18 protein-coding genes are annotated in these 24929 nt (G+C 57.6%); 5 read left to right on the top strand and 13 right to left on the bottom strand.

Annotated features, from left to right (window positions below; genetic code table 11):
- Positions 1-64: 64 nt before the first annotated feature.
- A complete protein-coding gene (locus MTX78_RS00465; protein ID WP_243798907.1) occupies positions 65-1666 on the bottom strand; it encodes an RICIN domain-containing protein in 1602 nt (533 codons plus the stop codon).
- Between the two features lie 650 nt (positions 1667-2316).
- Between MTX78_RS00465 and MTX78_RS00460 the strand changes: the two genes are divergently transcribed.
- The 4 genes from MTX78_RS00460 (at position 2317) to MTX78_RS00445 (ending at position 6208) form a co-directional block, all read left to right on the top strand.
- A complete protein-coding gene (locus MTX78_RS00460; RefSeq protein WP_243798905.1) occupies positions 2317-2685 on the top strand; it encodes a DMT family protein in 369 nt (122 codons plus the stop codon).
- Between the two features lie 75 nt (positions 2686-2760).
- Positions 2761-3075 (top strand): CD225/dispanin family protein, encoded by a 315-nt coding sequence (locus tag MTX78_RS00455; protein ID WP_243798904.1) that lies wholly within the window; start codon positions 2761-2763, stop codon positions 3073-3075.
- Positions 3076-3126: 51 nt separating this feature from the next.
- Positions 3127-3507: a DUF2752 domain-containing protein gene (locus tag MTX78_RS00450; protein ID WP_243798902.1), complete on the top strand. Its 381-nt coding sequence runs from the start codon at positions 3127-3129 to the stop codon at positions 3505-3507.
- Positions 3508-3865: 358 nt separating this feature from the next.
- Positions 3866-6208, top strand: coding sequence for a patatin-like phospholipase family protein (locus MTX78_RS00445; protein ID WP_243798900.1), 2343 nt, complete (start codon positions 3866-3868; stop codon positions 6206-6208).
- Positions 6209-6351: 143 nt separating this feature from the next.
- On the opposite strand, the gene MTX78_RS00440 is transcribed toward MTX78_RS00445, so the two are convergent.
- From MTX78_RS00440 to MTX78_RS00420, 5 genes are all read right to left on the bottom strand, one after another.
- The gene (locus MTX78_RS00440; RefSeq protein WP_243798898.1) at positions 6352-7200 is read right to left on the bottom strand and encodes an MIP/aquaporin family protein; all 849 of its coding nucleotides are present in this window, start codon (positions 7198-7200) and stop codon (positions 6352-6354) included.
- A gap of 26 nt (positions 7201-7226) precedes the next feature.
- On the bottom strand, positions 7227-8003 hold the full coding sequence (locus MTX78_RS00435; protein ID WP_243798896.1) for an alpha/beta fold hydrolase: 777 nt from the start codon (positions 8001-8003) through the stop codon (positions 7227-7229).
- A gap of 203 nt (positions 8004-8206) precedes the next feature.
- A complete protein-coding gene (locus MTX78_RS00430; RefSeq protein ID WP_243798894.1) occupies positions 8207-10708 on the bottom strand; it encodes a T9SS type A sorting domain-containing protein in 2502 nt (833 codons plus the stop codon).
- A 408-nt stretch (positions 10709-11116) separates the two neighbouring features.
- Complete coding sequence (locus tag MTX78_RS00425) at positions 11117-12724, bottom strand: T9SS type A sorting domain-containing protein (RefSeq protein WP_243798893.1); 1608 nt, start codon at positions 12722-12724, stop codon at positions 11117-11119.
- 654 nt (positions 12725-13378) lie between these two features.
- Positions 13379-14308 (bottom strand): LysR substrate-binding domain-containing protein, encoded by a 930-nt coding sequence (locus MTX78_RS00420; protein WP_243798891.1) that lies wholly within the window; start codon positions 14306-14308, stop codon positions 13379-13381.
- Positions 14309-14551: 243 nt separating this feature from the next.
- On the opposite strand from MTX78_RS00420, the gene MTX78_RS00415 reads away from it, so the two are divergent.
- On the top strand, positions 14552-16063 hold the full coding sequence (locus MTX78_RS00415; RefSeq protein ID WP_243798889.1) for a catalase: 1512 nt from the start codon (positions 14552-14554) through the stop codon (positions 16061-16063).
- A 72-nt stretch (positions 16064-16135) separates the two neighbouring features.
- On the opposite strand, the gene MTX78_RS00410 is transcribed toward MTX78_RS00415, so the two are convergent.
- From MTX78_RS00410 to MTX78_RS00380, 7 genes are all read right to left on the bottom strand, one after another.
- Complete coding sequence (locus MTX78_RS00410; protein WP_243798887.1) at positions 16136-16738, bottom strand: hypothetical protein; 603 nt, start codon at positions 16736-16738, stop codon at positions 16136-16138.
- 170 nt (positions 16739-16908) lie between these two features.
- On the bottom strand, positions 16909-18246 hold the full coding sequence (locus tag MTX78_RS00405; protein ID WP_243798886.1) for a family 1 glycosylhydrolase: 1338 nt from the start codon (positions 18244-18246) through the stop codon (positions 16909-16911).
- A gap of 146 nt (positions 18247-18392) precedes the next feature.
- The gene (locus MTX78_RS00400) at positions 18393-20087 is read right to left on the bottom strand and encodes a GMC family oxidoreductase (protein ID WP_243798884.1); all 1695 of its coding nucleotides are present in this window, start codon (positions 20085-20087) and stop codon (positions 18393-18395) included.
- Positions 20088-20219: 132 nt separating this feature from the next.
- Positions 20220-20819, bottom strand: coding sequence for a gluconate 2-dehydrogenase subunit 3 family protein (locus MTX78_RS00395; RefSeq protein WP_243798882.1), 600 nt, complete (start codon positions 20817-20819; stop codon positions 20220-20222).
- 111 nt (positions 20820-20930) lie between these two features.
- Positions 20931-22460 (bottom strand): M20/M25/M40 family metallo-hydrolase, encoded by a 1530-nt coding sequence (locus tag MTX78_RS00390; RefSeq protein ID WP_243798880.1) that lies wholly within the window; start codon positions 22458-22460, stop codon positions 20931-20933.
- 82 nt (positions 22461-22542) lie between these two features.
- Positions 22543-23550: an SDR family oxidoreductase gene (locus MTX78_RS00385; RefSeq protein WP_243798878.1), complete on the bottom strand. Its 1008-nt coding sequence runs from the start codon at positions 23548-23550 to the stop codon at positions 22543-22545.
- A gap of 227 nt (positions 23551-23777) precedes the next feature.
- Positions 23778-24764: an NAD(P)/FAD-dependent oxidoreductase gene (locus MTX78_RS00380; protein ID WP_243798877.1), complete on the bottom strand. Its 987-nt coding sequence runs from the start codon at positions 24762-24764 to the stop codon at positions 23778-23780.
- Between the last annotated feature and the right edge of the window lie 165 nt (positions 24765-24929).

Genomic DNA, 24929 nt, shown 5'->3' with positions numbered 1-24929 from the left:
GCAGCATCAACGGTTTGCGAACCATTGGCGCTGCCGACCCTCGGCTTTTCAGCTACGTAGTCTTCTACTCGGTGGTACCGGTTTCCTGCGTAGGTGCCTCCGCCTTAGGACGGCGGATTAGCACGGGGTGCTTGGTATTGCTGGTGCCTACCGTTAGGTTCAGGTTGTAGTCGCCAGGGGGTAGGGCCCGAAAGTCGAGGGTTTGGTTGTGCGCACCAGTTGTCTGACGACGGTAGTCGGAAACCCGAACAGCCACGCCATTCTGGTTGTACAGCACCCACCCGATGGGCTGGTCAGCGCCAAGCTGATAGGCCATCTGCATCACCCCGTTGCTTGGGTTGGGGTATACGCTCAGCCGGTTGGCGCCCACGCTCGGTGTATTGCTAGGGGCGCTAACCGGTAGCGCGGCCACTGGCGCTGCTGGCTCCAGCTTCCACTGCTGCGTAAGCCGGCTGGCGTAGCGCCGCTGCTGTAGGCCACCTTCCTCGGGGGTGTTCAGCGTAATGGACTTTTTGCTGTGCTTGGCAGTGATTTTATAGAAGCCTTCTTCGGCTGGCTCTATCGTCCAGAGCTGGTTGTTGCCGCTATAGAAAGGCCACAGGCTAAGCGGAGTGCCGTTGGAGGTAGCACTGCCCAATACTTCCAGCACTTTGCGCCCACCCTGTACGGCAATGCGGTAGTAGCCATTGCCGGCACTCTCTATGCTCCACTGGGGCACTCCGTTAGTGGCTAGTGCTGCCGAAGGGTTTACGGCAATGTTGGGTTGCGCCTGGTCGGCCACTTCCAATGACTTGCCATCGGAGCGGGTTGTGATGGTATAGACGCCCGGCACAAACTCGGCCATGGCCACCGCCCCCGACTTGGCTTCTGACGCGGGCTTGCTGTCCGCTTCCGCTACTTCCGGCTCTGCGGGAGTTGGTTTCGGCTCTTTAACGGCCTTGGGCTTTTTAGCTACAGCCGGCTCCTTAGGAGCAACGGGCTCTTTAGCGGCTACTGGCGCCTTCTTGGCCGGAGCTGCCGCAGGAGCAGCTTTTGGGGTAGCTGCTACCGGCGCGCTACCCGCCCCAGCTTGATCGATCGGAACAGAAACCCCCAGCGGATATAAGTTGGCAGTAGGAATAGTTTGGGCGGCTTGGCCGGGTGGGGTCCATTGGAGCTGAATCCGAGCTTCCCCCTGTTCGTCGTAATACTCGAGCTTGATGCTGGTTTTCTCGCCAGCCGCTAGGTTAGCGTAAGCACCTGCTATATCAGCTTTTTTGCCGTCCCAGGTATCCAGCACTTTTTTGCCGTTCACCCACAGCCGCACGCTTTCAGCGGTTAGCACCGAGAACTTGTAGCGGCCCGTGGTAGGAGCAGCCAAGAGCCCTTCCCAGCGTACCGAAAAGTTGTCGGGGGGAACGCCAGGCCCGGGAGAACCAGCAGCCCACTGAAAGTCAATGGCCGCATCGATCCGCTTGAGGGCAGGAGCACCCGCTAGCGTACCGTTGCTGAAATATACGGCCGTTAGTCCGTTGACGGGACCTTGCGCGGGAGCTTCGGCTCCCGCCTTATGTAGCAGCCGGGTGGGCGGCCCGGGGCGGCCCGGAGCCGCAGTTAAAGACGAGCCTACTAGCGTTCCACCTAGTAAGCCGAGCCCGATTAAAGACCGGAACAGTATATATCGCACAGCGTAAAGAAAGATTGAAGTAACAAACTGGAAAAGTCCAAGAAGCAGCAAACCGCACCGCACCCAAAAAGCATTCAGCACCCCTGCTTGTTCCCGCCCAAACGAGCCCATTTACAGAGGCCGCTACAATATAAAGCATTTCCAACTGCATCTATTACACCGGTTTAACAGACCTAATTGAACTTCAAACTTTTGCCAGTAAAGTGCAAAAATTAGCCTTATTAGCAGAAATTTTGTTTGCTAGGCTCATCCTCTACTCTTCCCACGGTAGGCATGACGTTAGCATGGTGTGGTTGAGCTTACTACAACCGAGCAAGTGGCCGACCACTACCCTACTTCAGCACCCTACCCCAACGCCAACATGAGTGCCGCTCTGGCCTCTGTGTAAGCGTAACAATCACCCGCCTGAGCGCTACGAGTCCTAGCTCTTGCAGCAAGTTATCGGCAGGTACTACAGCAGTTCCGGGGCAGCGGGCTATGCGAAAGTGGAGCCACTGCAACAGCAGAAACCATTCAACGACACCCCAACCGGAAAGCATGTTTCAACGGCTTGTGCCTACACCTAGCGGCGGGCGCCAACAAGATGTGGAGCGGGCGCACCCATCACTCCCAGAAAAAGCGGTTCATTTGCCTCACGACACCCTTACCTTATGAAAAGCCTCACCACCATTCTGCTGCTTGTTGTTTCCAACCTCTTTATGACGTTTGCCTGGTATGGGCACTTGCAGTTTAAAAAGATAAGCTGGCTGCACGGCCTCGGCCTCGTGGGGGTGATTTTTCTGAGCTGGGGACTGGCCTTTTTCGAGTATTTGTTTCAGGTGCCCGCCAACCGGTTAGGGTTCGAGGAGAATGGCGGACCATTCAACCTGTTCCAGCTCAAGGTGATACAAGAAGCGGTTTCGCTTACTGTTTTCACGCTGTGCGCCGTGTTTGTGTTCAAGACCGACAAGCTCGCCTGGAACCACTTGGTTGGCTTTGCACTGTTGATGGCGGCCGTTTACTTCATTTTCAAGAAATGACGAATTGAGGGTGAGGCACTTGAGGTTTGTGTGGGAATATATACATTTCACAATCAAATCAACTTTCTTTCCCACATGGAACAATCGTACGCTTCGCCCACTGGCATCCCGCCGGGTGGGGGCATCCCTCCCAAGAACTGGCTGGTCGAGTCCATTCTCATTACCATCTTCTGCTGCTTGCCTTTCGGTATCGTAGCCATTATCAATGCCGCCAATGTTAATTCCCGCTTGGCACTTGGCGACTATGCTGGCGCCCAAGAAGCTTCCGTCAATGCCGGCAAATGGGTGAAATATGGCCTAATAGGCGGCGTGCTGCAAGTTGTGGTACCGATTTTTGTGGTTTTTGTGATGGGTATTGGCGGTGCCCTTCTGGGCTCTATCACCGACTAAGTGACTGAAGGCAGCTTTTCAGTTAGGAGGCGCCGACAAGCGCACCATATAGTGGTACTAAGCCTGCTGGTGGGGTCGGGGCTAGCCGTTCTGTACTTTCGCCTCGACCCGGCCCGCTATCCGTTTCCGCGCTGCCCGGTGCACTGGCTGACCGGGCTGCACTGCCCAGGCTGCGGCACCCAACGGGCCGTGCATGCTCTCTTACACGGGCGCCTCTTGGAGGCGGTTGGCTTCAATGTGCTGGCTGCGTTGTTTGCCCCTGTGGTGGTGCTGGGGGTTGCCGCGGAAGTGCGCGGGTGGCTCGGCGGCAGTGCACAACGGAGTGTGCTGTTGTATCGGCCGTGGTTGGGCTGGGGCGTAGTGGGCCTTACCGTTCTGTTTACGGTGCTGCGTAACCTGCCCGGGCCATTAGGGGCATGGCTCGCTCCCTGAAGTACACTGTATTCTTACCTCCTATCAGGCAGCCTTTCCCTGGGGCACTTGTGGCTAGGCGAGGTTGTTTGTTCTGTATGCCTGCTCGCAACGAATCCTGCTTGCTATCCGCAAGATAAGGCACCAGAATGCGTTAGGATGTTCGGGAACTTGTACTAAACAACTGGTGGTATAAATTTCAGTGAAAACTGGTTGTACAAGCCGGTATCTTCACGGGCTGCTTCTGACGAGCTTGCTTGCCAGTAGTTTCCTAGCCACTATGTTCCATACCGTTCACGCTGCTTTCTGGGTGCAACCTCCCAGTTGAGCCAGCGTAAGCAACCCGCCGCTTCAGCAGCGGCGCCTTTTTTCTTGTTGTATGCAAAAGCCGTATCGTCTCCTTGAATTGTTATTGCTGGTGTTTGTGCTGCTAGGTGGCCCAGCAGCGGAGGCCCAGAAAGTGGGGTTGGTACTTAGTGGCGGCGGGGCCAAGGGCCTGGCTCACGTGGGGGTGTTGGAGGTGCTGGAGAAAAACCAGATTCCCATCGACTACATCGTGGGCACTAGTATGGGCGCCATTGTGGGCGGCATGTACGCCGCCGGCTACTCGCCCCGCGAAATCAAGGAGATTGTGCTTAAGCCCGAGTTTCAAAACTGGGTGTCGGGTCAGCCGCTGGAAGGCAAGGTCTACAACTACTACGACGACGACTACAACCCAGCTGCCCTGCACCTGCGCCTCGCCCTTGACTCGACGCTGAAAGCCCGCGTGACACCCAAACTCGTAGACGACGTCACGCTCAACTACGTGCTGGCTACCATGCTGGCCCCGGCTGGCGCTGTTTCCGGCTACAACTTCGATAAGCTGCTGGTGCCTTACCGGAGCGTGGCTTCGGAAGTGTTCACGCGGGAGAAAGTGGTGCAGCGCAATGGCTCCCTTTCTGATGCGGTACGCAATTCCATGGCGTTTCCGCTGGCGTTCCGGCCTATCCGGCAGGCTGACGGCCGCTACCTTTTTGATGGGGCCGTGGTGGACAACTTCCCCACTGACGTAATGCGTGAAGAGTTCAAGCCCGACATTATTATCGGGGTGAACGTGGGGGATGTGGCATTCGACAAGTACCCGAAAGAGAAAGACGACGAGCTGCTGACCAACACCATCTTGTTTGTGGGTTTCAACGGGGCCGACACCACTTCCGTAGGCCGCAACGGGGTGTTCATTCAACCCAACATCACCGGTTTCACGGCCGGCGACTTCAATAAAGTAGGCCAGTTGGTTGCGTTGGGCAAGCAGGCCGCTGAGCGCAAGTTGGACGAGTTGCTGACCCGGATTCCGCGGCGCGAAGACACATTGGCGCTACAGCAACGTCGCCGGTCGTTTCAGGAGCAAGCGCCCCGCCCCGATTTCAAGCAGATAACCGTGCAAGGCGTACCTCCTCAGCAACAGGCGTTTATCCGGCGCTTTTTCCAGCGCACGGGTTCTGTTTACTCGCCCGGCGACGTGGAAGAAGGCTACTACCGCCTCGTTAACAACGACTTCTTCAACAACGTGTACCCGCGCGTCCGCTACGACACCAAGCAGCAAGGGTACGTGATGAACTTGGACGCCCGCCAAAACAGCAACCTCACCACCGACCTAGGGGTGCTGCTGTCTTCCCGCTCGATGAGCAATTTCTACCTGGGAGGTGCCTACCGCTATCTGAACCGGCTCTTGTACACCGTGCACGCCGATGCCACCATTGGCCGCTTCTACAACGGCGCGGAAGGTACATTCCGAGTGAGCATTCCCGGCAAAGCGCCGTTCTACATCGAGCCGCTTATTACCTTCAACAACTTCAACTACCAGGACACGGGCATTCTGCTGGGTAGCACTGCCCAGAACACGCAACTCCAGCAGCGCGACCTGAAAACGGGGGTCGTGGTGGGGTATAGCCCCAACTACCGGAGCCGTTTCATCTTGAGTGGCAGCGTATTCAGGCTCCGTGACCGGTTTGCTAATGCCAACGAAATAAATAGCGGCGACCAGCTAGATCAAAACCGCCTCAATGGCTTGACGGCAGCCGTGCAGTTTCAGCGCAACTCGCTAAACCGGCGGCAGTACGCTGTAAGTGGCCGCCGAGCCGAATTTCGGTTTCGGGGAGTGGTAGGGGAAGAAAAATACACACCGGGCTCCACGGCAGTTGGCCTCACCTCACGCACCAAAGACCACCAGTGGCTGCAAGCCAAGTTCTATACCGAGCAGTACTTCACGTTTCATAAGGTTGACTCGGTGGGCCGGCGCGTGCATGCCTGGGGCTATACCATAGATGCCGTAGCCACCACCCAGGGCCGGTTTTCCACGTACCGCTCCTCTCTCACGTCATCAGCCGCTTTTCTGCCGCTGCCTGATTCGCGCACCTTGTTTCTGGACCGTTACCGGGGCACGGCCTACGCCGCATTGGGGCTGCGCTACATCAAAGGCATTGCTGGTTCGTTGGAATGGCGCAGTGAGGTGTATGTGCACACCTTGTTCCGGCCTTGGGAGCGGCTGGATCGTAACACGCTGCTTGCCAGCCGGGGCACCACTATCAGCCGCCCCTACCTCACTGCCATGACCGGCGTGGTGTACCAAACTCCTGTAGGACCTGCCTCGCTTCAGTTCATTCATTACGATGACCCCGACCATAAATTTGGGGTGTTTGCCCACATCGGCTACGTGCTCTTCCGCGAGAGGCCGCTCGACTAGGGCCCTATTCAACTAGCTGAAAGGCTTGGCCTTCCGACGCAGGAGGAATCTGAATAGAATCGTCGTAGGGCTTGCTTCAGACTCCTCCTGCGTCGGAAGGACAGAACCTACTTGGATAGGATGTAAGGCAAAGTGCCGTGGTTTCACTCATCCGGATACTGCGGAGGTTCTTCGTCAGGGGAGTGAGGCGACGAGGTGCCGGGGCCGCAGCCAGCCAGCACCGCACAATCCAAGGCTTCGCCGTGGTAGAAGCGCCGAAACAGCACCGTGGCCAGCCACATAGCCAAGGGCGGGGCCACCCAGTACAGCCACAGCCCCTGGTAGTTGCCGGCTGCTATGGCCGTCCCGAGGCTGCGGGCCGGATTCAAGCTCATACCCGAATACGGCGTCTCGACCAGGATGTAGAACGCAACGAGGCCGCCTAGTATCCAGCCGGCGGCTTCTTTGAGCTTGCTGGAATGCAGGGCCGTCAGGAGTACGCTCATCAGAACGAAGGAAATAACGAACTCGGCAGCAAAGGCCAGCAGTTCGCCTCCGGGCTTTGGCTGCGTTACGGCGTACTTCACGTCAGGATGCGCATACAAGGCCCCCAGCACCACCGACATAAGCTGCGCTGCTGCAATAGCCCCAGCTATTTGGGCCAGCACATACCACACGGCATCGGCAGTACGCATTTTGCCTAGCTGCCAGAACGCCAGCGTTACGGCTGGGTTGATGTGCGCGCCCGAGCGTTTGCCCCAGGGGTTGTACACAATAGCAGCCAACACCAGCCACATCACTGCGCCCAACACCCCACGCCGTACCACTTCCGAATCGGGCAGGGCTTGGTGCACTACTGATGATGGGTGCTCCAGTAGCACCGTCATCAGGCTGGCACTGACGACGAAGAAGGCTAACCCCAGCGCCTCGGCCAGGTAGTGAGGCCAGTGTCGGCGCCACGCGGCTACCAGTTGGCCCGGTCCTGTTGTTACTGCTTGGGAAGGTTCATGCACCTTCTTCCAACGGACTGACCTGCGGGTTAGTTTTCAGCACGTGCGAGTTGCTGGGCAAAAGTTCGCAGCAAAGCGGCTACTTCCTCGGGCGCCTCGTAAGGCAGCAAGTGTCCGGCCCCACCCACAATTTCCAGGGGCGTACCCACGGGCAGCAAAGGCAGTGTTTCGAGCCCGTGCACCGATGGCGACATGATGGCGTCCTGGTCGCCGGCCAGCACCGTGCAGGGCACCTGCACCTGGCAGAGCTGAGCGGCTATATTCTCGCGGCTGCCGTGGAGCAGCCACGCGTCCCAGGCAGGTTTGGTGCTGCGCAAATTGTCGTGAATGATTTGCTGCTGCAAGAGGTCGGGCAGCGGCCGAGCGGTGATGGTGCGCATCGTTTTTTCGGCCGCCGCCTGCTCTCCAAAGGCCCGCAAACTATCGTGGCGCTCGTCTTCGGTCATCGGTTCGGGTGTGGGCGGCGACGGGCTCAGCAGGGCCACTCCCACCAACCCCACAGGCTGCCGCGCAGCCAGGGCCAAAGCAATTTTGCCGCCCATACTGTGCCCTACCAGCACATACTGTTGGAGCTGCTGTGCTGCTATAAGCGCGGCCACTTGGTCGGCGTATGCTTCCACGGAGTATCCCCCGACAGGCGCTGGTGCTTCCCCAAACCCACCCAAATCGGGCGCTAGCACCGCGTAGTCGGGCGCCAGAAACGCAGCTACCGCTTGCCACTCCCGGCCCGAGCCAGCCCAATAATGCAAACACACAAACGTAAGGGAAGCGGCCCCAGGGACGGCCGGAGAGGGTGGCAAAGACATAGGAAACAGAATCAGGGTACAGGACGCAGCCGGGCAATGAACCTTAGCTGAATGGCAAGGCCAAGGTTGAGCTACCATCAGCATACGCACCCGGCCCTCTTCCTGCCGAAATACATGCAAAAAGAGCCCGGCTTTGCATAAGCCGGGCTCTTTCAACAAGCCAGTAGCACGACGGGCGTCCTGCTGCCGAGGAGGTGCGCTACCTATTCCACCACCACTTGCTTGGTGGCAACTTGGTCGGCCGTCTGAATCTGTAGGGTATATACACCTGCTGCCAGACCGTTTACATTCACTAGGGTTTCCGTGCCAGCGCTATGGAGCTGTACTGTACGGGTTTGTACTTGCTGCCCTAGCGTATTAAGCAACGTAAGCTGCGCGGTACGCTGGCCAGCCATAGCGGGCAAACGCACCGCGAAGACTTGGCTAGCCGGGTTTGGATACACATCGATAGCCTGAGCCAAGGCGGCGCTACGCTTGCTAGACAACACCGCGCTGGTCACAGCCTCAATCATAAAGCGCCCAAGGTTGTTAGATGCTGCATCGGCTGGTACACCTCCTGTCAGCGCCACCGAGTAGAAAGCACCCAACCGGGTAGGCGTTTCTGTCTGTAGACCCAGCGGATAGAAGGGAGCGGTACCAGCAGGAGAGGCCGCCTGCGCAAAACCAGCGTAAAATTCACCAACTGGCACAGCAACTGGCGTGGCAAGAGTGAACGTCTTGTAAGCTCCTATATCAGCTGTTTGAATGACATAATCGGGCGTACGACCTAAGATAGTGCCTGTGCTGCTTAATACTACCCCATATACCGTCTGGCCGACTGAGGCCGGGGCTCCGTCCAACCACGCGTTGACGGCCGTGACTGTACGGGCTACGCTGGCAGTGTACTTCACCGCAAAGATGCCGCTACCAGCGGCTGTAGCACTAGCCGTAAAGCCCACGCTACCGCCGGTTGCGCCTTCGTTTGGATCTGCTGCCGAGTAGGTGGTAGTTTGCACTTGTTGAGAGTAGGCCTGCGAGTTGTTCGAGGCAAGGTCATCAGCAAGCACATTCACAGTTAGCGTATTGTTGCCAACCGCTACGGGAGTGAAGGCGGCGAAAGAAACCGTAGCAGATGCTCCCGGTGCCAGCGAAGGCACGATTTTACCATCGTTAAACGTGTTGGCGCCCGTTACATTTAGGAGTACCACCACGTTAGAGAGTGCCTCTGAACCGGCATTGCGTACCACTGCCTGTATTACTTGCCCAGTATTCGTCGGCGTCTTACCTAGCGCGTAAATACTCTGAACGGCAGCATCATTGGCAGGTACTGAAACCGCGCAGATGGTAAAGTCTCCTTGCGTATCGTTGGAGCCATAGCCGGACACGAACACATAGTACGTGGTGTTGGCCGTAAGTGTATACGCAGTCAACGGAGCCGACACCGTATTGTTAGCGCCTCCTGAAGAGCACGCTATTTCGGTGAATGGGCCCGTAGCCGCCCCGCTAGGAGAGGAAAACAAACGCAAATAGCCAGCAGCGTTTCCTGTCACTTGAATAGCAACTGCGGTGCTGCCTGCACCACTCACGGCAGTGGTAAATTTATACCACACGTCCTTGGGGTTAGCCGCAATACCGCAGGCAGTATTTGGGTTGGTACCGTTTAGGTAGCCGCTTACAGGAGTAGTGGTAGCGCCAGCATTCGTGCCGTTCAGTGGGGTGCAGGTGGCGGCAATAGGCAAAGTGATGGCTTCCGCAGGATTGTCGTTGACAGGTGCAGGAGGGGGTATGGTAGCACAAATGCCAAACTGCCCGGTTGGAATTCCGGCATCGAAGCCAGATACCCGAATGTAGACGGTGCTGCCAACGGTGAGGCCAGAAGCTACCGCGCTGGAGAAGCTTGTCCCACCCGCCTCGTCGTTGCAGGCTACCGCAGTAAGGCTACCGCACGTACCGGTGAACAAGTCCACTACCGTATCGTCGAAAAGGCTGCCGGCCACAGCACTGGTTGTAACGGCTATTCTGCCACCCGCTGGCACGACCGTGGTGTACCACACATCGTTGTAGGCGCCGCCGCCGCCACAGGAAGGAGCCGGACCAGGACCATCAGAGGCTCCTACTGTCGTGCCCGTTGTTACGGTGCAAGTTGCTCCCGTGGTCAGGGCAATAGCGCCGGCGCAGTTGTCGTTGGCGGGAGGCAGCGTAGCGCAAATGCCAAACTGCCCGGTTGCTACGCTAGCATCGAAGCCAAACACCCGCACGTACACCGTGTTGCCCGGCGTTTGCCCCCTGACCGTTACGGAGGAGAAGCGCTCTTCCCCATCAAGGATATCGTCGTTGCAGCCAATAGACGTGAGGCTATTGCAGGTACCGGAGTAGATTTCCACTACCGTGTCATCGAAACTGCTACCTGCTACGGCGCTAGTAGAGACGTTGAAACTGCCCCCAGCTGGCACTACTAGGCTGTACCACACGTCTTTGCTGGCTGGTATGGAGGTGTCGCCACACGAAGGCGCTGGGGTGGCACCATCCGTTGCATTCACGTTCGTGCCGGTTGTCAGCGTACAGATGGCCCCAACAGTCAATGGTATAGCGCCGGTGCAGTTGTCGTTGGCGGGCGCTTGTGCCCATGCTGCCGGAGCCAACAACAAGGCGGTAGCCAGCGCGGCCAATCGAGGCCGAAGCTCTTTTAGTATGCCGGGTGTGCTTGAGTAGGATTTTACTTTCATAAGCAAAGGAAGAAGGAGTGAAGCAACTTGATACTATATAAGTGAATGTGCCTATATAAGATATAGAAGTATTTTTTGGACTGAGAGAGAGTCGTTTCAGAGTCTTAATTTTACCCAGATCAATATAGAAGCTTTTCTTCTATAAGTAGTATTAATATCATGATGCCTGTCGTTGGGGCGCCTCTGCCACTACCTAGTAGCTTGGACAAGCAAGGCAGCACAAGGCTTGATATCTAGCAACCGCCGCTACCTTACTAAGAGCCCATCAGATGAAGTTGCAGCTACCATATGCACCCGGTAGCTCGGCGCCCAACGCCATACAAAAAGAGCCCGGCTTCGTGGAAGCCGGGCTCTTTTTGTAAACAGTCCGGACGAGGTGTACGTCCTACTGCCGAATACGTGTGCCGTTTATTCTACCACCACTTGCTTGGTAGTATATTGGTCGGCGGTTTGAATCTGCAAGGTGTAGAGGCCCTTGGCCAGACCACTGATGTTCACTTGCGTTTCCGTGCCGCTCGCGTTTAGCTGCACCGTGCGGGTCTGCACCTGCTGGCCCAAGGTGTTGAGCAACGTCAGCTTGGCGCTGCGCTGACCAGCCATAGCAGGCAAGCGCAATGAGAAGGACTCGTGCGCTGGATTTGGATACACATCGATAGCCTGGGCTAGAGCAGCACTGCGCTTGTTGGACAGTACCCGGGCGCTAAAGCCGACCTCAATGCCCAGACGTGTCTGCAGCGTAGTGGTATTCACGTCTGTCCAGACGCCACCCGTGGCAATCTGATAAAAGAACGTGCCCGACCGCAACGGATTCTCCACCTGATAACCAATGCCTACGTTGCCTGAAATTTCCTTTAGGCCCACGAAGAACGTGCCGTTCACGGGCACGTTGGCCACGGGTACGGTCACTACCCCAGCCGTAGTGGGCCGGCTCAGAGTAGGCGAAGTGAAGAGCACAGTGCTAGGCAACCCGGCGGCAGTAGCCCCGAGCACCACCACCTGATAGGTGGACGTGGTGGTAGCACTGGCCAAGAAGCTCAGCCGCACTTCACCGATGGTAGAAGCACTGTTGATGGTATATCTTGACGCCAGCGTACCGCCAGGCGTGGTGCTGGAAACCCCTACGCTAGCCGTAACAGGCGCATTATCGTTGAGATACGAGAGGTTGTTGGCGGTAACGAGTACTGGGTATGTCTGCGAGTTATTGGTATTGCCGCCATCGGCTGGCACCGATACCGTCACGGTATTGCTGCCAAGGGTGGTTGGGCTATAAGGGTCAAACGTAACGGTAGTAGTAGCGCCAACTGCCAACGTTGGAACAACTTTTCCATTGGTGAAAGGAGACGTTCCGGTTACGGTGAGGATAACGGGCAGGTTGGTTAGAACAGATGAGCCAGCGTTACGCACAGTTGCCTGAATCACTTGCCGAGAAGATATCGGTGCTTTACCTACCGAGTAGACAATCTGAACTGCTGCATCATTGGCGGGCAATGGAACAGGCGTAGTTGCGCAGATGCCAAACTGCCCGGTTGGAACACTAGCATCATAGCCAAACACCCGGATGTAAACGGTACTGCCAACGGCAAGGCCTGTAGCCGTTGCGCTGGAATACAAGGTTCCGTTAGCATCATCGTTGCACGCTACTGTGGTAAGGGCGCCGCAAGCGCCTGTGAATATCTCCACTACGCTGTCGTCGAAGGCGCTACCGGCTACGGGGCTGGTGGTAACCGTCACGGTGCCGTTGGCTGGCACCACTGTTCTGTACCACACATCATTGCTGGCTGGACCAGAGGTACTGCCGCATGAAGGAGCAGCACCGTTGGTGGCTCCTACGGTAGTGCCGGTGGTTACGGCGCAAGTGGTGCCCGTGGTTAGGGCAATAGCGCCAGCGCAGTTGTCGTTGGCAGGAGCCTGTGCCATTGCCGCCGGAGCGAGCAACATGGCGGTGGCGAACGCAGCCAACTGCGGCCGGAGCCCATCAGATAGCCAAGATGTGAGGGGGTAAAGATTTGTTTTCATGCAATAAAAGAGATAAGGAGTAAAGAAAGGAAAAGGCAATATGTTGGATGCGCTCAGCCGTCAGCAGCCGCTAAGTCACGTTACGATGGTGTGGTGCTACTTGTTTGGTAATGAACCCGTATTGCCACTGCCACTGTCTCTGCTTTCGGGGAAACTTGCTCAATTCAAGCTGCTGAATATAGGATCTTTTGCGCGATAAAGTAGTATACTTTTTGCCACGCTTATAGCAAAATCCTCAAATAATTATAGTTTATAACACCTGAAAAAAACTTCGGAATCAATGACAAAAGCTTGTGCATACAAGCTTGCTTCTAGTTTGCTCATAAGTGGCTTGCGGCGCTTTTTCACCCGCTCAGTAGCCATAGAGCACGACTTGGCTACTGCGTACACCTCAACAGTAACAAGCTCCTACTACACAATGGTTTAGTGTATGAGATTCTCCGTATTTTAGTATTATAATATTCTTCCCTTTCCTTCCCACTTCCGCCAGTTGCTGCTCTCAGGATCTGTTTGTTAGGTGTTGTTTGTTCTTCACGCTGCCACTACGCTACGGCTTAACAGTACGCACCTGCTTCGCCAAGCTATAGACTCCCCAGCAATGCCCGAGCGGCGTGCGCAGCAGGCCTTGCCGTCAGTTATAGGGTTATAGCAAAGCTATTTCCAGCGGATTTTCTGGGTTGATTTGCCAGCGCGTAAGCGCTCAGGCACTTTATTAAGGATGATGTTACGCAATGATGCCAGCAGCGGCAGCCGCACGAAGCCTTTGTGCACTACCAAGCTGACTTCGCGCACGGGCTCGGGGGCGGCAAAGCGCTTCACCATCGGGTTGTCGAGTTCCTGCAACACCGATAGTTCTGGCACTAGGGTGTAGCCGTGGTTGTGGCGGACCAGTTCTTTCAGGGTTTCAATGGAGCCGCTTTCGTAGGTGAATGGGCGGGTGGTGTCCACGGGAGCCGGGGCGCAGATATTGAGTACTTGGTGGCGGAAGCAATGCCCTTGTTGGAGCAACCACAAGCCCGGCATGCCCATGTCCTGCGGCTGAATAACGTTCTGCTGGTAGAGCGGGTGGTCGGCGGCAATATACCCGAGGAAGGGTTCTTCCAGCACTGGCATTTCGCGCAACTGCCGGTCGTCGAGCGGCGTGACGAGCAAGCCTACATCCAAGGTATGGTCCTTTAGCTGCTGCACAATCTGGGCCGACTGCAACTCCTCTACTTGCACTCGTAGCTGCGGATGCTGCTCTACCAGCTCTACCAGAAACAACGGCACCAAATACGGAGCTAGCGTAGGAATGATGCCTAACCGCAGCTCGCCCACGAACTCGCCTTTTTCTAGCTGCACCACTTCGCGCAGTTGCTGCACCTCACGCAGCACTTGGCGGGCTTGCTGCACCACCTTTGCCCCTACCGCAGTGGGCTGCACGCCTTTGTTGGTTCGGTCGAAGAGCAGCACGCCTAGTTCGTCTTCCAGCTTTTGCAGCTGCATGCTCAGGGTGGGCTGCGTCACAAAGCACTTCTCGGCCGCCAGCACAAACTGCCGATGTGTGTCGAGCGCCACCAAGTATTCTAGCTGCTGAACCGTCATAGAAAGCTGATTGAAAAGGAAGGAACTGGATAGCTGCTAGCTGGAAATTTCTTTGCGCTACGGCATGGCAAGTAACGCCCGCAGTAACAAGAAGCACAACACTAATCCTATAGTTTAAATCTATACTGCAATCAATAAAATCGATTTTTCTTATAGTCGGATAGGACTCACCTTTGTCGAGCTTCCGCTGGCTTCCTGTTTAGCTTGGTGGCGGCTACTCCCGCTTCAACTCTTTGTACTCCTATGGAAGAATCAACCCAACCGAAGAAGCTGACCACCGCTTCGGGTCGCCCGATTTTCGACAACCAAAACTCGCAGTCTGCTGGTGCCCGCGGCCCACTGTTGCTCCAAGACTACTTCCTGCACGAGAAGTCAGCGCACTTCAACCGGGAGCGGATTCCGGAGCGCGTGGTACACGCCAAAGGCAGCGGCGCTTACGGTAAGTTCACCGTCACGCACGACATCACGCATCTAACTCGGGCCAAGCTGTTCAGCAAGGTGGGCAACGAGTGCAAGATGTTCGCGCGCTTCAGCACGGTGGGCGGCGAGAAAGGCTCGGCCGATACCGAGCGGGACCCCCGCGGCTTCGCGTTGAAATTCTACACCGAGGACGGCAACTGGGACTTGGTGGGCAACAACACGCCGGTGTTCTTCGTGAAGGACCCACTGAAGTTCATGGACTTCATCCATACCCAGAAGCGGGAGGCGCGCAGCAACCGCAAAAGCCCTACCATGATGTGGGACTATTGGAGTTTGAACCCCGAGAGCCTGCACCAAGTGACCATCCTGATGTCGGACCGGGGCACACCCTATGGCTACCGCCACATGCACGGCTACGGCTCGCACACCTTCTCCCTGATCAACGCCGCTAACGAGCGGACGTGGGTGAAGTTTCACTTCCGTACCCAGCAGGGCGTGAAGAACTTCTCTGATGAGGATGCGAAGATGATGAAAGCCGAGGACGCTGATTTCGCGCAGCACGATTTGGTGGACGCCATCGACAACGGCAACTTCCCGAAGTGGACCATGTTCATCCAGACCATGACCGAGGAGCAGGCCCGCGACTTCCGCTGGAACCCCTTCGACCTTACCAAAGTATGGCCTCAGGGCGAGTTCCCGCTGCAAGAAGTAGGCGTGATGGAGCTGAACCAAGTGCCAAACAACTACCACGCGCACGTTGAGCAGTCTGCCTTCGCGCCCGCTCACGTGGTGGACGGCATCGGCTACTCGCCCGACAAGATGCTGCAAGGCCGCATCCTGAGCTACCCCGACGCGCACCGTTACCGCCTGGGCGTGAACTACGAGCACCTGCCCGTCAATGCTTGCCCCTTCGGTTTCAGCAACTACCAGCGCGACGGCCAGATGGCCCTCGGCGACAACGGTGGCCCCGGCCCGAACTACTTCCCGAACTCGTTCGACGGCCCCGTAGAAGACAAAACTCAAGGGGAGCCTGCGCAGGAGCTCGACGGTTTCGCGGCCCGCTATGACCGCAACGAAGGCCCCGGCAACGACGACCACTACACCCAGGCCGGCAACCTGTTCCGTCTGCTCGATCCGCAAGCGCAACGCAACCTCATCAACAACGTGGTAGGTGCCATGAGCGGCATCGAAGGCCCCAAGAAAGACCTCATCACCCAGCGCCAGCTGTGCCATTGGTTCCGCGCCGATGTTCGGTTGGGCATGGCCATTGCCAAAGGCTTAGGCGTTGATGCCGAGATGCCGATGGAGCACGCCCCTGCCGCTGCTACCGTATAGCGGCACCTAACCGCCACTAAAAAAGCCTCTCCGAAAACTCGGAGCGGCTTTTTTGTGCGGTACGCTGAGCAGCTACTGCGTCTTCACTTTCAGGTTTTCGAAGTCACCGGCCAGCAGGATGGTGCAGGTCGGATCGTTGTTGATGCCGATGCTGGTAGGGTCGCGTTGTTCGGGGGCCCGCACCTCGTAATGCCCGCTTGCTAGCTGCCGCTTGGCGTCGTAGGCGGTGATGGTCACATCGCCGGTTAGGTTTTGCGTGAAGTCGCTGAACCGGTAGATAGAAGAACCTCCGTTGCGGCGGTATACATACGATGTGAAAACCGGCTCGGTGGGGCGGGCACTGCTGCGCAAGGCATAAGCACCTAATAAGCTAGCCGTTAGCTTGGTGCGGTCTATTTCGAAATGAACGGCATCAGTGCCCGCGCTAAAATCCAACACCAGCAGGTGGGTATCCATGGCGGCACTACCCTTGATGTCGAGCGAGGAGTGCGTGGTGCCAAAGCCGGAATGAGCAGTGCCGCCAGCAGGCGTAATGGTAGTGAAGTCGAAGTAGCTTCCCATCCGTAAAGTGGAGTCTGGATCGGCGGGAATTGGTTCTTCTGTTTTGTCGGAACAAGCGGTAGCCAAGACAGTAGCCAGAGCGGCTAGGAAAAGCGTGCGGGTAGAAAGTCTCATAGAATACAGGAAGGAAGCTGTGCCGGATGGAATACCCCTCGCTAGGCAAAGGTTAAGCCAACTATCTACAGCACCAGATCTAAGAGGCCCCTTCCCGTAGTAGCTTTTCTGCTTTCCTACGAAAAGGGGACCTTTCGCATGCTCCCAGTTCTCTTATCGTCTGGCCGCTTCTACACCTTCACTTTCAGCGCGGCGGGCTGGCTGTTGATGGCGAACATCTCGGCGTAGGGCACCATGGTTATCTGGCCGAACTCCCGGATCATCATCTTGTAGCTCTCCCCTACTGGCCTGATTTTGCGGTCCAAGTCGTAGAGGCCGCAAGCATTGACGGTGAGGCGTTTTTCGGCCAGCGAAATATCCCAGTCCAGTTGGTCGAGCAGGGAGTACCACGTGAAGCCGATAACCGGAATGCCGTCTTGCCGAATGCGCATCACATTCACCCACTGCTTCCAGAGCCAGCACTCCGCGTCTTTGGCGTCGAAGGTGTTGGTTTCGGTGTGCATCACGGGCTTGCGGTACCGCTCGTAATACTGGCGCGTCATGGTGTACCAGCCCAGCACGTCTTCGGCCTGGCATAACGTACCATCGGGCTTGATAATCCGTTCGTTGCGGCCGTAGTAGTCGTTGCCCATCACCTGGTAGCCGGGTGGCTCACCGGCCATAAACCAGTCGAGTTCCTGCCGGGTCATGCCGTTGTCGAGGCAATAGAGCAACACTTCCGAATCGAGCGGGTGCGCGTACAGCAAGTCCAGACTTAGGAACCGGAGCTTATTGATGAGGCAGATTTCGGGGGTAGGCACAGCACGCATTTCATGGATGTACTCCGCCGATTCGCTTTGCACAATCACGCAGTCGGGCCGGTATCTGGCAATTTGCTGCGTGCCCATGATGCTGGCCGCCGTAATGTGCTTCATGGCCGTGATAAACGCCCGGTCGTCTTTGAGCTGCTCGTTCCAGATTCCGTCTTTGGCGGAAGCGCGGGCCGTCACGTATATCTCGTTTACAGGCGTATAGAACCGTACCCACGGGTAGCGCTTGGCCACGGCCCCGCAGTACTCGGCAAAGAATACGGGCAGCTCAGGGTTCTGAAAGTTGCCAATCCAGTCGGGCACCCCGAAGTGCATCAAATCCAGGATGGGCGTGATGCCCAGGCGCTGCATTTCGGCCATGGCCTTGTCGGCAAACTCCCAGTCGTACTTGCCGGGCGCTTTCTGAATGAGGTAGTACGGGAGGTTGTAGCGCAACACCTTGAGCCCCATTTCCTTCACCAAGCCCAAGTCTTCCTTGTAGCGGTTGTAGTGGTCGGTTTCGGCTAGCAGGTCGCGCCGGATGGTGCCGCCCGCAATGGTAGGGTACGAGCACTCAATGCCAGTGGCAAACATAAAGTTGCCGGGCGCGCCAGTAGGCAAGCCGCTGCCATCGTGGCCGGCGGCCCCACCGAACTCGTCGCCCTCGTAGCTACCGTCGCCGAAATGATCTGTGATATGGGTGAGGAAGCTTTTGGCCATGAGGTGTGTAGCTGTGAACGTCAACTCCCTGCGGCAGCTAGGAGTTGACTTGTGCTGATGTTGGGTGGTGGGAAGTGCGCGAAATAGTGGAAGCGGAACCGCACTGACGCAACGCTCCTTCACCGCGGAGGAACGTTGACGTTCAGTTAGTTATTTCCATCGAGCCGGGCTTGGGCGGCCAAGAACTTGTCGGCGGTGCGCAGGCTGAGGGCCATGATAGTGAGGGCCGGATTGACGCTGAGCGCGCTCGGAAACACCGAGTTGTCGCAGATGTAGAGGTTAGGCACATCAAAGGCGCGGCCGTCGGGGTTGACTACGGCATCGTCGCCGCTCAAGCCCATGCGGGCTGTCCCGATGACGTGGGCGTAGCGCTCGAAAGACCAAAGGTCGGTGGCACCGGCAGCGGTCCAGATGTCGCGCATCAGCTTCTCGGAGTGCGCGTTCATGCGCTGCTCGTTTTCCTGGGCCGTGAAGTGCAGGCGAGGCTTGGGCAGGCCGCGGGCGTCTTTTTCGTCGGCTAGCTCCAGGAAATTACTTTCGTGGGGCAGACAGTCGCCGAGGATGTTGATGCCGGAAACGTGGTTGTAGTTGCGCATGTAGTCGCGCAGTTGCTGGCCCCAGAGCTTGCGGCCCCGCGCCATCTGCGAGGCAAACGTTACGGGCATCACCCCAATGCTTTGCAAAAGGTAGCCGCCCACAAAATCGGCGTCTTTGGGCCGGTGCGTATCCTCGGAAATCAAGCCGCCCGGAATGCCTTTGTAGGGCCGCATATCTTCCGAGAACGTACCCCATACCTGCATACCTGGGTGCGCCATGAAGTGCTTGCCTACTTGTCCGCTGGTGAGGGCCAATTCGTTAAGCAGCAACAGACGCGGCGTTTCCACCGCCCCGGCGCACAAGAACAAGTGGCGGCAGCGCTGGCGCACCGTCTGGCCGTGTTGCTCATACACCACGGCCGTGATACGACCTTTTTCGTCGCGCTCGATTTCGGTTACAAATGCATCGGCTCGGATTTCGGCACCGTGCGCTTCGGCCAACGGCAGGAACGTGACGTCCATGCTGGCCTTGGCCCCTACGTTGCAACCTGCTTGGCAAAAGCCACGGTTGGTACAGGCCTCACGCCACCCAATGCCCGCCTGATAGTAGCGCGCCGACAAAGCCGCATTGGCGGCCGGCGACGTTTGAATGCCTAGCTGCGCACACGCCTGCTGCATCAGCAACGCCGCGCCGTTGAGTGGCAATGGCGCCAACGGATAGCCTTTGCTCCGCGGGCCACTCCACGGGTATGGTGTTGGCCCCGATATACCCAGGAACTGCTCTAGCTCCGTGTAGTACGGCTCCAGCTCGTCTATCCCGAACGGCCAATCCACTCCTACGCCAAAGTCGCGGTGCAGGTGCAGGTCGTCGTCTTGGGCGCGCGGCGTGTAGGCGGTGTAATGCAGGGTGGAGCCCCCTACCCCGGTGCCCGAATTGTTGTTGCCAAAGGCCACCGGATTTTTCCCCGCGGATAGGCGCTCATCGTTCCAAAACAGGAACGACTGGGCTTTTTCGTCGGTGGCGTAGTCGGTGATGGGGTTGCGGCGGGGGCCAGCTTCCAGGGCTACCACTTTCAGGCCAGCCATAGCTAGCCGGGCCAGTAGTGGCGCACCGCCGGCTCCGGTTCCAATCACTACGCAGTCCACTTCCTCGGTTGGGTTGGGTACGGGTGCGGGCTGCTCTAGCTCCGTTGGGGCCGTGAGGGAGGTGCCATTTTCTTCCAGAATGGCTTGCAAGAGCGGATCCTGGATTTCGGTTTTTATTGGGTTCAGAACGCCTTCTTCGAGAACTTCTTCGTCGGGCATGTGCAGTGAAATAGTGAGGTGGTGAACTGGTGAGTTTGCTGTGCTGGTGAGTGAATGAGTTTGATGTTCTGTGGGCACAGCCGGTACCGACTCGCACCGCTGAAGCGGACAACTCACTGTTTCACCAGTTCCCTATTTCACCTCTTCCGGTTCGCGGGGTTCTAAGCTGTTAGGCTGAATGTGGGTCCAGCCGGGAACGTCCGCCATGCCGACGTACCCAATTTCCTCTTGCGCCAGCGGGTGGGCATAGTAGTTCTCGGTTAGCTCGGCCAGCATCTCCTCGAAGAACCGGCCAACCGGCAGTTGCTGCCAGTTCTCGCCCGGTGCCGTACCTGCTGCCACCGCTTCGAGCACCGCATCTTGCTGACTTTCGGAGAGGGCCACAAACGGGTGTTGAAACAGGGCTTCAGCGGCTTGGTTGATGCCACCCAGCCCCAGGCGGTAGGCTTCTCGGTCAGGAGGCATGGCATCGTAGCGCCAGCCGTCGGCTTTGCCTTCGGCAAGTCGTTTATCCACTCCACCCACCACATCAATTGGCTCGGCCCGGTCGGGCTGCGGAATGAGGCGCGCGGCTACCGTTTGGAATAGCGCATAGGTATGCGGCTCGAAAAATACGGGCTCATGCACCGGCGCATCGAGGCGGGCTTGCAGGGCTGCGCGGGTGGCATCGGTTACCAGATCAGTGGCCAACAGCGCCCGGACGGTGCCGGAAGGATATAGAGGAGCAGACATTGTAAGGCAGCTAACACAGCACAACGGATACTGTTGAGGTATAAACCGCTTACGGACAAAATGCTCCCGTAGGATGAAAATATTCTTGGTATTACGGTTGAGCTCCCCAGGTTATTTCAACTGCATGATGGCGGCCATCGTTTCCAGCCCGTCCCAGAGGTTGCCGAGGCGCAAATTTTCGTTTTCGGCGTGCTGGTTGTTGTCGTAGTTGGCGATAGGCACCGTGAGCGTTACGGCGTTTATTTTCTTGAAAACATACAGGGGCAAGCTGCCGCCCGAAGTAGGCAACTGCACCACCGGTTGCGCGGTAGTCCGCTGCACGGCCGCCACCACCTCGCGGGCCATGGGCAGGTCCATAGGCGTGCGCTCGGCGTTGTAGCCAGATTCGGGGGCTACCCGCACGATGCGGGGGTAACGGGCCCGCTCGGCGTCGGTGGGCTCCTGCGCTGTCACAAAGAAGCCCTGGCGCTGGATGTGGCGCACCACTTTTTCCACTTGCCGCTTGCTGTCATTGCCGAGCACTAAGCGCAAATCCAGGGCGGCTTCGGCCGTGGTGGGAATGACGTTGGCGGCCTGCGCCCCCACATTGGCGCTGCGCATACCGTTGATGTTGAGCGAGGGTTGGTTGATTAGCTCGTTCAGCGTCTGGCCGTTGCCGTCGGGGCGGGCAAAGCCCAGACCCTGCTGAATGGTAGCATCCAAGTTAGGAACTCGGCCCAACGCCTGGCGCTCTAACGGGCTGAGTGGCACCACATCATCATAGAACCCCGCAACGGTGACGCGGCCGGTACTGTCTTTCATAGAAGCCAGGAGATGGGCTAGTTCCAGGGCCGGATTGGGCGCCCAGTTGCCGTAGTGGCCGCTGTGCAAGGGCCGCTTGGAAGCATACACGGTGAGGTTGACGTTCACGTCGCCACGGGCCCCGAACACCACCTGCTTTTGCCCGGACTGATGCACCGGCCCGTCGCAAATTATCCACAGGTCGGAAGCCAGCAGCGTCCGGTGCTTTTCCACTATTTCGCTGAGATGGGGCGAGCCTTTTTCCTCTTCACCTTCGAAAAAGAACTTGATATTGACCCCGGCCTTGAGCTTGCTTTGCGCCAGCGCTTCGTAGCCTGCTAGGATAGCCATTACGCCGGCCTTGTCGTCGGAGCTGCTGCGGCCGTACAGGCGCCAATCGGGGCTGATGGGCTGGCCCGCCTCCACCATCGGGAGCAATTTGCCACCTTGCGCTAGTAGCGTAGTGGCTAGTTGCGGCTGGAACGGGCTCAAGCCTGCCGCCCACTGCGCGGCATTCACGGGCTGTCCGTCGTAGTGCGCATAAAACACAATAGTTCGCTTGGCCCCCGGCGTCCGCACTTCGCCATACACCACCGGCGGCACGCCCGGCGTGGTGGCCGACAACAGCTGCGCCCGAATACCGCGCTTCTGCATCATGCCCATAATGAAGCGGGCCGTCTGGCGGAGGTTGGCACTGTCGGCGGCTACGTTGGGTACGGCCAGAAACTGCATGTATTCCTTCAGCAACGGCAACTCGTGCGCCTGACGGTATTGCCGCACCTTCTGTAAGGCCGTATCAGGTGCAGCAAAACCAACCAGTGCTACCAGTGGTAACAGAACAGAAGCGTAGCGTTTTTTCATACCAAAGGCTGAGCTTTAGAACACCCAGAGGCTGGTAAGATAGGCCACGCGACGCAAACGGGCACTTCTTGTTAGCGGGCCGTTATTGGTCGGAACTCATCTTGCCACCCGTCACGTGTACCAAGGAGCCCGTCATGAAGGAGCCGTCTTGTGAAGCTAGCAGCACATACGCCGGGGCTAATTCCTCAGGCTGGCCCGGCCGCGCTAGGGCTACTTCGTACCCAAACTTCTCGATTTCTTCGGCGGGCATCGTACCCGGAATGTTAGGCGTCCAGACTGGGCCAGGCACCACGCAGTTTACCCGAATACCTTTCTCGCCGAGGTAGGTAGCGAGGCTCTTAGTAAGGGCATGAATGGCCGATTTGGTGCAGGCATAATCCACTAGAATCGGGATGCCGGTAAGGCCCACAATGCTGCCGGTATTGATGATGCTGTCGTCTTGCCGAAGGTGTGGAATGGCGGCCTGGGCCATCCAGATATAGCCGAGAATATTGGTGTCAAACGTGCGGCGAATCTGCTCCTCGGAAATGTCCTCGAACTTCTCCTGGCTCATTTGGAAGGCCGCATTGTTGACCAGAATATTCAAGCCACCCAATTCAGCGCGCGTCCGGCGGACGGCTTGCTTGCATTGCTCTGGGTCGCGCACATCGTACTGGAGCAAGATGCAGCGGCGGTCCTGCGCTTCTACCAGGCGCTTGGTTTCTTCGGCATCCACCGTGTTTTCGTTGTATAGCACTGCTACGTGCGCCCCCTCCATAGCGAAGGCCACGGCTACGGCCCGCCCGATACCCGAGTCGGCTCCGGTTATCAGCGCAATCTTGTCTTGGAGTTTGCTGGCCGCGCGGTACGTGCTGAAGCTCATAGCCGGCTGCAATTTCATGTCGGCCTGCTTGCCCGGATATGGCAGCTTCTGTGCGTGCTCCTGCATGTCTTTGGCCGTGGGGCGCTTCACTGGCTTGGGAGCAGTTGTAGCTTTTGCAGCCGCTTTGGCCGCAGGGGTAGCAACACTTTTTTGGCTGGCAGTGGGCTTGGAGGGTGTAGCGTCTTTTGCGGCAGAATCTTTCGGAGCAGTAGCTTTCTTAGCGGCCATGAGGTGGTACGGTAGAGGTTGGTCTATTGTCTACGCAAAAAGCTAGGTGGTGGCTACCCTGCATTCGGTCCCAAGCGCTAGGGTGAGGTTAGCAGTAGGCGGTTGTCTGTACCTTCCATTTCTATGTAGCGTACCGGCTATGCTTGGTTGTTTCTGGCTGGGTGCTGGGTACTGGTTGTGTGGTTTGCGGCTCTCTTGGAGTTGGCTGTAATACACCCACCTCCTAGCTACTTGGGACACTCTTCCCGGGTGAGCTGCTCGTTGATGCAGATAGCCGCTTGGCCTCCTTTGGCAGCAGCTAGCAGGGCTTGTTGGGTACCGGGCGTAGCATCACCGGCAGCGTAAAGGCCGGGGAAGGTGGTTTCTGAGTTCTTGTTGACCCACAGACTGCCCTTCTTCGTGAAACGGCACCCCAGCTTTTCAGCTAAATGACTGCGCTGTTCCTGATGCGGGTGTATGAAGACGGCTGCCCGGGCCAGCTTCTCCCCATTTTCAAATACAATGTGTTGCAGCTTGCCACGCTTGGTGCCTTCCAAGTGGCTGACCTTTTCCTGCCGTACCCGAACTCGGTGCTGGCGCAAGCGGCGCAAGGCGTTGTCGGTCAGGCAGGTCGAGCCATCGGTGCATACCACTACGTCGTCGCTCCACCGGCTCACGAGCAGCGCCAGCCCCGTCACCGATTTGCTGTGCCCAAACACCGCCAGCGGCTGATTGCGCACTTCCCAGCCGTGGCAATACGGGCAATGGAGCACCCCAGTTCCCCACAACTCGTGCATGCCTTCTACGGCCGGCAACACATCTTCCACACCCGTTGCCAACAAGACTTTGCGCGTCATGCAGGTACTGGTTTTCCCTGATTCATCCTCCAAGGTCAACTGAAAGCCGACGGGCAGCACTTCCAAGTCTGTCACGCGCACGCCGCGAACTTCCACGGTAGCGTAGGGCCGGAGCTGTTCGTGCCCAATGCGCAACAGCTCAGCCGGTTTGATTCCGTCGCGGGTGAAGAAGCTTTGCACTCCTGGCGAAGGGGCATTACGGGGAGCTCCTCCGTCGCAGATCAGCACCCGCCGCAGGCAGCGGCCTAATACCAGTGCGGCGCTCAAGCCAGCACTCCCCGCTCCTACTATCACGACATCGTAGTCGAGCAGAGGGGCCGCTGGCGGTCGATGACGACGCGGGCGAGGGGCAGAAGTAGGAGCAGCAATAGCAGTCATGGAACAGAATAACAAAGGAAAGTCAGCATACATATACCTCCAACACCCGTCATATGTTAGGCGTCGAGGTGGAGATTTACTTGTAGCAGCACAGTAGCGTGGCTTCGTGCTGGCACAAAAAAAAGGCCCTGCCGAATACCGGCAGGGCCTTTTTAATTCACTGAA

Origin of the sequence: Hymenobacter tibetensis, assembly GCF_022827545.1 — a bacterium.
Taxonomy (GTDB): domain Bacteria; phylum Bacteroidota; class Bacteroidia; order Cytophagales; family Hymenobacteraceae; genus Hymenobacter; species Hymenobacter tibetensis.
This window is presented reverse-complemented; position numbering and strand designations above follow the sequence as displayed.

Coding starts and splice junctions, on each gene's coding strand:
- MTX78_RS00380 (WP_243798877.1), bottom strand. CDS start 24,764: ATGACTGCTATTGCTGCTCCTACTTCTGCCCCTCGCCCGCGTCGTCAT.
- MTX78_RS00425 (WP_243798893.1), bottom strand. CDS start 12,724: ATGAAAACAAATCTTTACCCCCTCACATCTTGGCTATCTGATGGGCTC.
- MTX78_RS00410 (WP_243798887.1), bottom strand. CDS start 16,738: ATGAGACTTTCTACCCGCACGCTTTTCCTAGCCGCTCTGGCTACTGTC.
- MTX78_RS00405 (WP_243798886.1), bottom strand. CDS start 18,246: ATGGCCAAAAGCTTCCTCACCCATATCACAGATCATTTCGGCGACGGT.
- MTX78_RS00400 (WP_243798884.1), bottom strand. CDS start 20,087: ATGCCCGACGAAGAAGTTCTCGAAGAAGGCGTTCTGAACCCAATAAAA.
- MTX78_RS00385 (WP_243798878.1), bottom strand. CDS start 23,550: ATGGCCGCTAAGAAAGCTACTGCTCCGAAAGATTCTGCCGCAAAAGAC.
- MTX78_RS00395 (WP_243798882.1), bottom strand. CDS start 20,819: ATGTCTGCTCCTCTATATCCTTCCGGCACCGTCCGGGCGCTGTTGGCC.
- MTX78_RS00445 (WP_243798900.1), top strand. CDS start 3,866: ATGCAAAAGCCGTATCGTCTCCTTGAATTGTTATTGCTGGTGTTTGTG.
- MTX78_RS00435 (WP_243798896.1), bottom strand. CDS start 8,003: ATGTCTTTGCCACCCTCTCCGGCCGTCCCTGGGGCCGCTTCCCTTACG.
- MTX78_RS00430 (WP_243798894.1), bottom strand. CDS start 10,708: ATGAAAGTAAAATCCTACTCAAGCACACCCGGCATACTAAAAGAGCTT.
- MTX78_RS00415 (WP_243798889.1), top strand. CDS start 14,552: ATGGAAGAATCAACCCAACCGAAGAAGCTGACCACCGCTTCGGGTCGC.
- MTX78_RS00460 (WP_243798905.1), top strand. CDS start 2,317: ATGAAAAGCCTCACCACCATTCTGCTGCTTGTTGTTTCCAACCTCTTT.
- MTX78_RS00420 (WP_243798891.1), bottom strand. CDS start 14,308: ATGACGGTTCAGCAGCTAGAATACTTGGTGGCGCTCGACACACATCGG.
- MTX78_RS00390 (WP_243798880.1), bottom strand. CDS start 22,460: ATGAAAAAACGCTACGCTTCTGTTCTGTTACCACTGGTAGCACTGGTT.
- MTX78_RS00455 (WP_243798904.1), top strand. CDS start 2,761: ATGGAACAATCGTACGCTTCGCCCACTGGCATCCCGCCGGGTGGGGGC.